Raw genomic sequence first — 11,325 nt, forward strand, 5'->3', positions numbered from 1 at the left:
TAATACCTTATGATTCAATCTTACAACTAAGATTGGTCATTGGAACTGATCCTGAATCAAGTAAGCCTATAATTCGTACTAAGAGCTTTAACCGAGTGAAAGATACGGCTGACGAACAGGATGTATTTGATGTTGCCAATCAACTAATTAGCTTACAGAAATACAGTCTTGATGAAATTAGACTCAACAAATCTGCTCAACTCACATCTTAGTAAAAAACAGAAAAAATAAATCTAAAATAAAAAAATGATGAAAGGAAGAAACTATGTCTACCATACTTGGTGATGTTACCAGTTATAAAAGACTCTATATGCAATTCCGAGATAGTGAAGGAAATTTGGTTAATTTAACCTTAGATAATCCTAAAAATCTGGATGACGAAGATTATGCTAATCTAGAATCCCAGGATGCTGCTATAGAGGCAGTTATGGATACCATTATTGCCAAGAATATCTTCCACAACAAAGGAAATGATTTGGTCGAAAAGGTTAATGCTCGCATTCTGGACTATAAATCAACTGATGTTATGGATGTATCAGAATAATTTCTTGCAATACAATTAATGTATTTTTTTAACTATCGCCGGACTCCCTATTGGGAGTCCGGCTTATTTTTTCTACTAAATGAAAAATAAAAAGAATATTTATCAACTGAAGAAAGGAGAAGAAATGATTCAGACCTTACTAAGTAAATTTCTATTAGAAGGTTTACTGCTTTTTGCAGTATCTATTGGATTTGGTTTTCTAAAGAGCAAATTGGGAAAAGATAGAGCAGAAACTATCAGAGAGGCATTGATAACAGCTATGCTCTGGGCGGAAGAAGAATTTGGTATTGGGCAAGGGGAAAGAAAATGGCAAGAAGCCTGGGGAAAATTACTGGAGATTCTGGAGGGTAAGAAAATAACCCTAAAAGCGCAGGAAACGAAAGAACTGCAAACTTTGATGAAATCCAATATTGCTCGGATTAATCGTGAATATTATGATTCCCTGCTCAAAAAAGAATCCTTTTATCAAACAGAAGCAATTTCAGAACAAAATGGTGAGGAAGATAAGTGATGTTGCTACAAAATAGGGTTAATCATATCAGGATTGCACATCACTTTTGCCTGAATGAATTTCAATGTCCTTGCTGCCAGCAGGTAATGTTACACTCGCTTCTATTACAAAAATTGAAAGGTTTAAGGTATAAAATCCAAAAACCAGTTATCATAACTTCCGGTTACCGCTGCCCTGCTCATAATCAAGTGGTGGGGGGAGCAAAAAATAGCTATCATCTGTCAGGTATGGCTGTTGATATTTATGTACCAGAAATATCCTTAAGAGAATTGCTGATAACCGCTGAGGAGATTGGTTTTTCTGGAATTGGATATTATCCTGATCAAAATTTTTTGCATCTTGATATTCGCCCTGCCGGAATAGCTCGCTGGCAGGGCTAATTTATAAACAAAAGGAGGATAAAATGGATTGGACTAATTTATCAGAAATCATTGCCAATCAGGGTTTCCCTATTGCCCTGTCTATATTCTTAATCTTCCGCATTGATCGGTTTATGCAGGAGTTGGTTTCTACTCAAAAAGAAGGTTATCAGCAGATTTTCAAACAGGTTTCCCTGGTACAGAAAACTTTAACTGAACTAAACCAGCAAAACCGGGATTATTATTCCTTATTCTGCAGCGAGATACAAAGAGAACTGGCCGGCATCAAAGCCCATATTAGAGAAGCTTCTTAGTTATCCCTGCTAAGAAGCTTCTATTTCACTATCCTTCCCTTTTTCCTAAAGAACAGCAGTCCTGCTACCATAAAAACCATTCCCAGACCTGCTGAAAAAACGATTGCCATAAGAGGAGGATCGCCTGTGGAATATCTCTTAATTATAATACCCAAATAAGCCCAGAGGATTACTACACTATAGACAATATCACCTCTCTGTATAATATTGATGAGGGCAATAATAGTTCCAGCTAATATCACTAAAATAGTCCAGAATATCTCGGATAATCCCCATCCCTGCCAGTTATAATGAACCAGCACTGCTGTAATATTGGCAATAGTAGCTACAGTAATCCAGCCCAAATAAAGACTGAAAGGCAAATGTACACAGTAACGAGTAGCTGAATTAACCTGCTCTTTTCCAATATCCAGTCTGATATAAATCATAATTAAGGAAAATAACAAAACCAGCATGGCAACCAGAGAAAGTAGTACCTGACGATAATGCCAGGCAAAAATCCAGCTCATATTAGCCAGACAACTGACTATAAATAACCAGCCAATTGATTCTAAATAAGGCATCCTTATTTTCTGTTTAGAAAAAAAGTCTCTGGCCTGATATATAATAAAAATGCCTACAGTGAGATAAATGACTCCCCAGATGGCAAAAGTCAGGGCTGCAGGTACAAAGAGATTGGGGTAGAGAGCAGAAAGTTCTCCAGTGGTATTTCCACCCAGGGGAAGTGTATTAGCCAATCCATTTACTATAATAACTACCAAAAAAGCTAAGAAATTAAGAATCTGAAGCATTCTTTTCTGAGTAATTGAGTATTCGTTATTTCTCAATTAAATCACCCCTTTTAAATTTGTTCTGAAATTTTCCAGAAATAATTATCTACCTATATCCATTTTAGATTATTTGATAGATACTTTTTTCTCATTAAGATAAATATTCTTTTTTTCTTTGTTCTATATCCCCATTTTTGATTAAGTTTTCTTTCATCAAAACATTATCAGGAGTATTAACATGAGTCATTTTTTGATTCATACTTTTTAATATTTCCTCCTTTTCTTTGCGATAAATTACTGTGGATATCTGCTGGGCAACAAATTCTAATAAATCAATATCTTTTTCACTATACAACCGAGCATTATCATAACTTTGTAAAGCAAGTACTCCAATAACTTTCTGTTCAACTTTTAATGGTACTGCTAACCAGAGATGGGTATTGGTCATTACATCCCAGGGTTGGATATACCCATAAGACAACATCTTTCTATAATGCTGGAAATCCATAAGTACCGGTTTGCCAATATCCAAAATATAATGAAAAATACTCTGAGCTGAGCTATAACGCTGGATAAATATCTCATCATCTCCAGCAGCTTCATCTGTATAGTAAGGAAAAGAAAGTTGTTTCTGGTCAGTATCCCAGAGAGCAATATAGAAATTAGCTGCCACAATAACTTTTTTTAATTGTTCATGAACCAGTGGGTATATTTCCGGTAAAGATAGCTCAGAGTGAACTAATTGAGATATTCGGTATAATGTTTGCTTTAATTTTCTCTCTTTTTTCAGAAACGAGATATCCTGAAAAGAAAAAATCATACCGGCAATTCGGTTATCTATTTGATTCCAGGTTCTTTTAACCATTACCTCAATTCGGGAATTATTTTTGGTGCGAATAATTGTTTCAAAAGAGGTTTGATTATGGTCTTCAAAAAAAGAATGTTCCTCTGGTTTTAAACAATAGATCAGGGTATTGCCTTTTATCTCATCTTCTGAAAATCCGGTAAGTTCTTCAAAATAATGGTTCACATATAGGATAATCCCATCAATATTGGTGTAAACAAGTGCTACCGGACATGTTTTAAACAGATTGAGATATTCTTGACGCCCCTGTAGGAAAAACTCTTCCAATTTTTTTTGTTGCCCTATTATTGTTCCCGGAGTAATAGTCTTATCAGATTGCTTATTGTTTTTGTGATTATGTTTTGTTCTACTGTTAATCAGGAGGGAAACTCTTTTCTTCTTTTTTCCAAGTTTCATCTTGTGTTTCCTTTTTCCGTTTTCCATAATTTTTTATTTTCCAATAACTAAGATTACTTTACACATATCTTCTATAGAAGGTATTTATGCTTGTTAGTCTGCTCTAAACACACTGACTTTGGATGACTATTATAAAATCATATAAAATGCAATTGCCTAGAGAAGTGTCTAATATAACAATATAACATGGTTGCCTAAAAAGTATATTACTTCCCTGCCATGAATAATTCTTTTCTTGGAATGCTAATAACAAGTTTACCTTCCTTATTTTATCACAATCATCATGAGAAAAATTTGTAAATTCAATCTTCTCTATTTTTTAAGCAGGAAAACGTTATTAACTAATCATTAGGATAAAGAGAGCCTAGTTAGAGTTTTTTGCCCTACCTTCAGACAGGCATCAACCACCTGAGGATCATAAAGAATACCTTTATTATTTTTTAATTCCTCCTCTGCCGCTTCAAAGCCCAGAGCGGGTCGATAGGGGCGATGGGAAGACATGGCTTCATATATATCGGCAACAGCAATAATTCGAGCTTCCAGCATAATCTGATCTCCTTTTAAACCACGCGGATAGCCAGTGCCATTGATTTTTTCATGATGTTGATAAACAATCTCGGCAATAGGATAAGTAAAGGAAATGTCTTTTAATATCTCGTATCCTGATTTAGAATGATCCTTAACCAGATTATATTCCATTTCACTTAACTTTCCAGGCTTGTTTAGTATTTCTGAAGGAATAGTAACTTTCCCAATATCATGCACTAAGGAGGCAATCCTTATCATTTCAATAGCCTCTTCCTTCATACCCATTTCTTTGGCTATGGCAGTAGCAAGATTAGCTACTCCTTCTTGATGACCAAAAGTATATGGATCTCTAATTTCCACTAATTTAGTAATAGTAAAAATAATTTCATTTCTTGTTTTGTGTAGCTGTTTATAACTTAGATAGTTATGAATGGCAATTGATAAGCCATGAATGAAACTCTCAATATGCTTTATGCTTTCTTGATTGAAGGCATTGGTTTTTTCGCTAACAATACCTAAGGTACCAAGCACTTCCCCCTCAAAAATAAAAGGTATCTTAATTGCAGAACGAATCCATTCCAAACCGGTAATCATCACCCAGCGGGAATCTATCGAAGTATCTGAAACTATAACCGGCTTTTTGCTTTGTATAGCTTCTCTTTCAATATCATAATCATCTACATCTATTCTCAGATTTTTAACAATATTCTGAAAATTTAATCCTCTATAGCCATGTATGGCAATTACCTCCAATTGATTATTTTCTAATATGGAGATGTCAGAACCATCATGGGGTAACAACCGGGAAATAAATCCTAAGACTTGCTTTAATTTAGAGGAGAAATTCTTTCCCGAAATCAAATTATAAGTCATCTCATTTTCCATGGCAATGAGATTACTATGTTCTCTTTCTAAAAAATATAACTGTTCTCTTTCTTTCTCCTTAATTTTCTGTTCGGTAATATCAGAAAGAGAACAGACTGCACCCTGAAATATATCCTTTTCATCAAGAATTGGTGTAGCATTTACGGAAAGAAATATTCTCTTGCCATCAGACCATTTTATGGCAAGTTCAATACCATAAAATGGTTGCAGGTATTTCTTGACCAGATAAAAAGGCAGTTTTTCCTCCGGAAGAGGCTTACCTTCCAGATCAGTAATTTTCCATAATGGATCATTATATTTTCCCTCTTTTACCTTCCCGACATTTAATCTTAATATCTTCTCTGCTTGTTCATTAGCATAGGTAATTTTGCCAAATTTATCTATAAAGGCAATGCCTACAGGGCTAGTTTTAAGCAATAACTGATTAATTTTTAGTTGTTTATTTAATTCAGATTCTGATTTTCTTTCGGCAGTTACATCAATGCCAATGCCTATAAGGTATTGAAAATCACCAGAATCATTATAAATAGGATGCCCATACCATCTTACCCATAACTCTTTACCTTCTTTAGTAAGAATTAGATTGTTATTATAGGTGGGTTTGCCCTGTTTTTGTAAACTTAAAAATATATTTTGTAACATATCATGTTGCCTGGGGGGAACGAACTGTTTTAAATAATCCTGTTGAAAAACATCTTGTTCCTGGTATCCCAAGGAATTAAGCATCTTTTTATTCACATAACGAGTTGTTCCGTCTTTATTAATTGCTACAAAAAACACCGGCATTTCATCAATAAGGTTATTGAAAAAATCTTTCTCTCTATTTCGTATTTTATCCATTTCAGCGATATCAACCTCACTGCTTATAAAAAAACATTAGTAATTAAAACTGTTGTTAGGAATACTATTAATTAGTTTGTAATTACCCGCCATTAATTAATATGATAGAGGAAACCGAAATAATCTGAGAAAAACTAAACAGTTTCTTATCTATTATCAAAAAGGCCAGCATGAAAAAACTTAGTAATAAGGGAGGAAGATTTCTACTTCTTCCTGCTCTAAATCTTTATAATTTTATCTTTACAGACACTTTACAGACATATGGTTAATCTCTTTAAAATAAATATATAGAACATATAGCTTAGTCTATCAGAATACCATTATAAAAAAATAAAAATACATCAGCATCGTAAGTGATGGTAGAAATCTCTAAAAGGATGTAACTTTTTATATGCTTGTGTATTCCTATCTCTATAGCTAAACAAATTATATTTATTTAATTATTTATTATGGTAAATTTTGAAGTAGTTCTTCTTTTATTTGCTTTCCCTTTTCTGAAGAAATCCCCAGCATCCGGGCTAACTTAGTCTGATTCAAATCCAGTATAAAAAGATAATAGATAATTCCTTCTTTAATCTCTCTTATTTTTTTAAAAGAACGTCTCAAGATAATTAAATCTTCTATTGGTAATTTAAAGGACTGGTAATTCTGACTCTTGACCTTGCTTAAATCTGGTTTCAGAAAGTCAAGTTCAGACTTGGATTCCTGATACAAGGAAAGGTAAGTTTCTCTCAGGGAATCACGAGCTTTTAACACCTCCTGTAAACCGCTATCAGTGATATTAAAGTGAGAAGAAATATCAGAAATCTGAGGGAAGCGCTGAAACTTCTCTCGATACTGAATCACAAAATCATTGACTTGCTTATTGAGTTCTATAAGCCAATCCGGACAATTTATCCGATGATTATGATTTAAGAGATATTGATGCATCTCTTCAGTAATAAGAATCTGGGCATATGTTTTAAAGTCTACTTTATGTAATACCTTATCATAGAGATGGACTGCATTTAATAGACCTAAATAGCCCACCTCTTCTAAATTCTCCCGGGAATCTGGAATATCCTTAAACTGTTTGGCAATCTTAGTAACTAAATATTGATACTTAATGATAAGTTCGTTATGGGATAATGACTGTTCTTTTTCCTTACCTACCCTATTTTCCATTATGATTACCTCAAACTAATATTATTTTAAGCAACCAACACCAACTTCTAAGAGATGGTTTTTGTGGTTAAATAAAAATAAACTGGTAGTCTGGCTGCCTTAATGGAAAAATATTTAATCCACCTTAGGCCCATTACTTTGCGCCCTAACCTTTCGGATAGTTTGCCTTTATCAGTTTAATCTTTTTTGAATTCTATTTATTATTTAATTTTAAATCTTTCTATTATTTTTATTCCCTAAATGAAGCATTTTTAGACAAAAATCTAAGCAAAAATTTTTATATTGCCACTATAAATTCCCCTCCTGAGCAAAAAAAATATTACAAGTTCTTTCTTTTCTTGTCTTCATACATCTGTTGATCAGCAATGGTAATTAATTCATCTACTGACTTTGGTTTTATGGATAAATATTCAACAAAGCCTATGCTAAACTGAATTTGATAGTCTTTGGTTATGTTACGATTTAGGAAAAGCAATTTTGTTTCCAATCTACTTTTTATTAGAGAAGCTTCCTGAAGAGAGGTATCTGGAAAAGCCAGCAGGAACTCATCTCCACCTATACGGCAGATAATATCAATTTCTCTTAAGCTTGATCTGAATAAACTACTGACTTCTTTTAATACTCTATCTCCTTCCAGATGACCAAAACGATCATTAATATTCTTGAAATTGTCAATATCCAAAAAGGCAATCAAGAGAGGAGACTTATTACGTAGAGATAGCTTCATCTGTCTTGCTAGCAACTCAAGGCCATATCTACGGTTAAAACAATTGGTTAGAGTATCAGTTCGAGCCATTTTCTTTAACTGTTCTTCTAGTTTTTTTCTTTCTGTAATGTCTATATAGGTACCAATAATTCCCGCAGCTTTTCCATCTATAAAGACCGGCGAACCGGATATCGTAACTGGAAATAGGGTACCATCTTTCTTTTTCCTGATTGTTTCAAATTTAATATAACCTTGAGAAAGCGCCCTCTTATCAAGTTCTTCTCCCTCATTTACTTTATCGGGTGGATGAATTATCCCACAATTTATATTTTTTCCTTGGATTTCTTTGAGAGTATAACCAAACAGTTCAGTAAAACGTTTATTAAGATCTAAAATAGTCCCCTGATCATCAGCATAAAGCAATGCCTCTGAATGGCTTTGAAAGAGACTGGCAAATTCTTGCTGGCTTTTCCGTAAAGCTTCTTCATCCCGTATTCTCTTGATAGCGATTGATATTTGAGAAGAAATTATCTCTAATATCTTTATATCTTGGTGAGAATACTGTTCTGGATTTTTATAACTTTGAACGACAAGGGCACCGATAGGCTCTTCCTTTATCTTCAGAGGCACACCAAGCCAAACCTGGCGCAGTTGGCCAAACCACTGTTTATATTTTTTAAATACTTGATTCTCATTGATAATCTTTTTATTTACCAGAACTGGCTCTCCAGTATGAAAGATATGAGCAATAAGAGAATTATGATCAACGGATCGGGGGTGATGAATATGTTGAAGTTCATCAACACTGTAAGGGAAATAGATTTCTTCCTTCTCCCTGTCCAAGAGAGCTATATAAAAATTAGTGGTATCGATAAGTTTACTTAATTGTTTATGAATAATATCATAAAGAGAACTAAGAGAAATAGTAGAATTCGCCGCATTAGAAATATTATACAAAACCTGTTGAATCAATTCATTACGTTTGCGCTCAGATATGTCTGTATAGCTCCCTAATGAACCTTTTATTCCTCCATCAACAGCAATAGCTGAACCAGATATGGATACCGGGAATAAAGTCCCATCTTTTTTCTTCCTTACTGCCTCATAACCTCTATATCCCTTAGCTAAGGCTTTTCTCATTAATTTTTCTCCCTCCTTAATCATGTCAGGAAGGTGAATAATTCCGCTATCAATATGTTTTCCTTTAATTTCTTCCAGAGTATAACCAAAAAGCTCAGTAAAACGGGGATTTATATTAATAATAAAGCCATTTTCATCCATATAAGCCAAGGCTTCAGAGCTATTTTGAAAGAGACTGGCAAATTCTCGCTGGCTTTTCCGTAAAGCTTCTTCTGATTTTTTTCGTTCTGTTATATCTATAAAGACACCTTCCACACCTGCAATCTCTCCAGACTCATGGTAATAATACTGACTATTGGTGGAAACGATTATGGGTTGTCCTTCCTTATTTTTCAAAATAACTTCATAATCTTTAATGCTGCCATTATTATTCTTTAGTACTTCTAAAAATTTTAATCTATCTGCAGGCTTGTAGTAGAAATCTCGGGCTATTTGTTTCCCCAAAACCTCATCTAAAGATTGAGATCCTAAAAGTTTAATTCCAGTGGGATTCATCATCAGAATATTACCATCCTGGTCGGTTTGATAATAGGCAGCAGGCATATTCTGAAAAAGGGTGCGAAATTTTCTCTCACTTTCCTCTATTCTATCTAAATATTCTTTCTGTTTGCTTATATCCTGATAAAAAGCAACAATTGCTTTTTTTTCACCTCTTGTTATAACTGCCGAAACTGTAATAATAACAGGTATCAGAGTTCCGTCTTTCTTCTTGCGAACAGTTTCAATTTTAATATCCTTACCAGCTAAAGAATTCCGGGTTAGCTTTTCACTTTCTAGAATCATGTTTCCTTCAGGGAAAATCATTCCGTCATTAATGTTTCTCCCTTTCAATTCCTCTAAAGTATATCCGAATAGTTCGGTAAACTTCTTATTAATATTCAAGATAACACCATTCTCATCATGGTATATTCCTGGTAAGGGACTATCTTGAAATAAACTGATGGCTTCTTCCTGACTTTTTTGTAATACTTCTTTCGCCTTTTTTAGTTCAGTAATTTCCTTAAGTACGCAAACAATTCCAGCTATTTCTCCTCCATCATCAATGACAGGTGAACTGGATAAAAGAACAGGGATTTGCTCACCATTTTTAATCTTGAAATTTAGCTCTATATTTTTATTGGTTTTCTTCTGAGCAGGACTGTCAGGCAAGATTTTTGGTAAATCACTTTTATCAAATAATAGCTTAATAGATTTTCCAGATAGTTCTTTCTTCTGGTAACCTGATAAATCCACTAGTGCCTGATTTACTATATTTATATTGCCATCTCTATCCAAAAGTAGTAAAGAATCAGCCATTGTAGAGATTATTTGTGTGGCAGCTGTGTATGGAGTTACGATCATAAAACTGTATTCAGCTATGACATAAATTATACCGCCAACCAGAATTAAATTAATAATATTAGCTGAAGATGGTAACTTAACGATATCTAACGAGGGAAGTAATACTTCAACAACAGTGCTGACAATCAAGGATATTAAAGAGGTGTAAAAGATAATTTGAGCTTGTTTTTGTTTCAGTTGTATCTTGGTCTTTTTCCCATAATTATAGTTCAAAATGATTGCTATAATTACATAAATTAGATAATAAGAAAAGAATAAATAAGACCAAATGGAACTTGACCAAATACCTGCCCAGCCCCAACTTTCTAAAATGTAATCAGAAACTATATATCCAGCCCACTTCATATAGATAAAAAATAATGGGGTAAGAAAAAGAAGAAGATAAATAAATTGGTTTTTTAACACCCTTTTCTGTTCTGTGAAAATAAGGGTAAACCATAAATAGAAACTGGCAAAACTAATCCAACCAATGGAACCAATGTTATCTAATAGTATAGCTGTTCCTTGAGTGGTATTTGGTTGAAAGAAAAAAATCAAGGCAAAACTCCAGAGAGTAAAACAACCAATAAAGGCAGCGCAAACCCTGTTTAGTAACGATTTCGCCTCTTTCCATAGCAGAAATAGGAGCAAACAAAAATAAGCTAAAAAAGTAAAAAAATGAACAAGGGGTAATATATTCATTTATTATCACTAAAAAAGAGGTACTAATTTTTTGCATCCTAGATTTTGTAGTTATATATATAATATTAACAAATCAGATGATGAAAGGCAAATTTTTCTAATTTTTAGTTATTTTAGCTAGCGTATCTGTTATTTTTTAGAATAGTTTTTCCATCTTCTTAACACTTCCAGTACCGTATCAATATCGTAAGGGGTATGATCGGCATTCACCTGAAAACGAATCTCCTCATCTCCACGGGGAACCACAGGGAAATTCAGTCCGGTAGCAAGTATGCCATTTT

11 protein-coding genes and 1 riboswitch are annotated in these 11,325 nt (G+C 33.7%); of the genes, 5 read left to right on the forward strand and 6 right to left on the reverse strand.

What is annotated here, in order from left to right:
• The first annotated feature begins 2 nt into the window (after positions 1 to 2).
• The 5 genes from PHD84_09570 (at position 3) to PHD84_09590 (ending at position 1,728) form a co-directional block, all read left to right on the forward strand.
• The gene (locus tag PHD84_09570; GenBank protein ID MDD5638045.1) at positions 3 to 212 is read left to right on the forward strand and encodes a DUF1659 domain-containing protein; all 210 of its coding nucleotides are present in this window, start codon (positions 3 to 5) and stop codon (positions 210 to 212) included.
• A gap of 53 nt (positions 213 to 265) precedes the next feature.
• The gene (locus tag PHD84_09575) at positions 266 to 544 is read left to right on the forward strand and encodes a DUF2922 domain-containing protein (GenBank protein ID MDD5638046.1); all 279 of its coding nucleotides are present in this window, start codon (positions 266 to 268) and stop codon (positions 542 to 544) included.
• A gap of 124 nt (positions 545 to 668) precedes the next feature.
• Positions 669 to 1,055 carry a hypothetical protein gene (locus PHD84_09580; protein MDD5638047.1) on the forward strand — a complete coding sequence of 129 codons (387 nt, stop codon included), beginning with the start codon at positions 669 to 671 and terminating at the stop codon, positions 1,053 to 1,055.
• Positions 1,055 to 1,435 (forward strand): D-Ala-D-Ala carboxypeptidase family metallohydrolase, encoded by a 381-nt coding sequence (locus PHD84_09585; protein MDD5638048.1) that lies wholly within the window; start codon positions 1,055 to 1,057, stop codon positions 1,433 to 1,435. The genes PHD84_09580 and PHD84_09585 overlap by 1 nt, the downstream gene beginning before the upstream one ends.
• Positions 1,436 to 1,458: 23 nt before the next feature.
• Complete coding sequence (locus PHD84_09590; GenBank protein MDD5638049.1) at positions 1,459 to 1,728, forward strand: hypothetical protein; 270 nt, start codon at positions 1,459 to 1,461, stop codon at positions 1,726 to 1,728.
• A 20-nt stretch (positions 1,729 to 1,748) separates the two neighbouring features.
• Here PHD84_09590 and PHD84_09595 read toward each other — a convergent pair whose 3' ends face one another.
• The 6 genes from PHD84_09595 to PHD84_09620 form a co-directional block, all read right to left on the reverse strand.
• On the reverse strand, positions 1,749 to 2,555 hold the full coding sequence (locus PHD84_09595; GenBank protein MDD5638050.1) for a tryptophan-rich sensory protein: 807 nt from the start codon (positions 2,553 to 2,555) through the stop codon (positions 1,749 to 1,751).
• Positions 2,556 to 2,649: 94 nt separating this feature from the next.
• Entirely contained in the window at positions 2,650 to 3,759 is a 1,110-nt protein-coding gene (locus tag PHD84_09600) for a GAF domain-containing protein (GenBank protein MDD5638051.1), read from the reverse strand.
• Positions 3,760 to 4,107: 348 nt separating this feature from the next.
• The gene (locus tag PHD84_09605; GenBank protein ID MDD5638052.1) at positions 4,108 to 6,012 is read right to left on the reverse strand and encodes a PAS domain S-box protein; all 1,905 of its coding nucleotides are present in this window, start codon (positions 6,010 to 6,012) and stop codon (positions 4,108 to 4,110) included.
• Positions 6,013 to 6,459: 447 nt separating this feature from the next.
• Positions 6,460 to 7,176 (reverse strand): hypothetical protein, encoded by a 717-nt coding sequence (locus tag PHD84_09610; GenBank protein ID MDD5638053.1) that lies wholly within the window; start codon positions 7,174 to 7,176, stop codon positions 6,460 to 6,462.
• Between the two features lie 81 nt (positions 7,177 to 7,257).
• Positions 7,258 to 7,353, reverse strand: a riboswitch (cyclic di-GMP riboswitch).
• A 142-nt stretch (positions 7,354 to 7,495) separates the two neighbouring features.
• Positions 7,496 to 11,044, reverse strand: a complete 3,549-nt coding sequence (locus tag PHD84_09615) for a PAS domain S-box protein (GenBank protein ID MDD5638054.1) — start codon at positions 11,042 to 11,044, stop codon at positions 7,496 to 7,498.
• 129 nt (positions 11,045 to 11,173) lie between these two features.
• Positions 11,174 to 11,325: pyridoxal phosphate-dependent aminotransferase family protein (locus tag PHD84_09620; protein ID MDD5638055.1), on the reverse strand; the 152-nt coding region annotated here is incomplete at its 5' end.

This window comes from Atribacterota bacterium, assembly GCA_028717805.1.
In the GTDB taxonomy this organism is placed as follows: domain Bacteria; phylum Atribacterota; class Phoenicimicrobiia; order Phoenicimicrobiales; family Stramentimicrobiaceae; genus Stramentimicrobium.

What these genes read in the sequence shown, in the direction of transcription:
- PHD84_09600 (MDD5638051.1), bottom strand. Translation starts at nt 3,759, where the DNA reads ATGAAACTTGGAAAAAAGAAGAAAAGAGTTTCCCTCCTGATTAACAGT.
- PHD84_09585 (MDD5638048.1), top strand. Translation starts at nt 1,055, where the DNA reads ATGTTGCTACAAAATAGGGTTAATCATATCAGGATTGCACATCACTTT.
- PHD84_09580 (MDD5638047.1), top strand. Translation starts at nt 669, where the DNA reads ATGATTCAGACCTTACTAAGTAAATTTCTATTAGAAGGTTTACTGCTT.
- PHD84_09575 (MDD5638046.1), top strand. Translation starts at nt 266, where the DNA reads ATGTCTACCATACTTGGTGATGTTACCAGTTATAAAAGACTCTATATG.
- PHD84_09605 (MDD5638052.1), bottom strand. Translation starts at nt 6,012, where the DNA reads ATGGATAAAATACGAAATAGAGAGAAAGATTTTTTCAATAACCTTATT.
- PHD84_09615 (MDD5638054.1), bottom strand. Translation starts at nt 11,044, where the DNA reads ATGAATATATTACCCCTTGTTCATTTTTTTACTTTTTTAGCTTATTTT.
- PHD84_09590 (MDD5638049.1), top strand. Translation starts at nt 1,459, where the DNA reads ATGGATTGGACTAATTTATCAGAAATCATTGCCAATCAGGGTTTCCCT.
- PHD84_09610 (MDD5638053.1), bottom strand. Translation starts at nt 7,176, where the DNA reads ATGGAAAATAGGGTAGGTAAGGAAAAAGAACAGTCATTATCCCATAAC.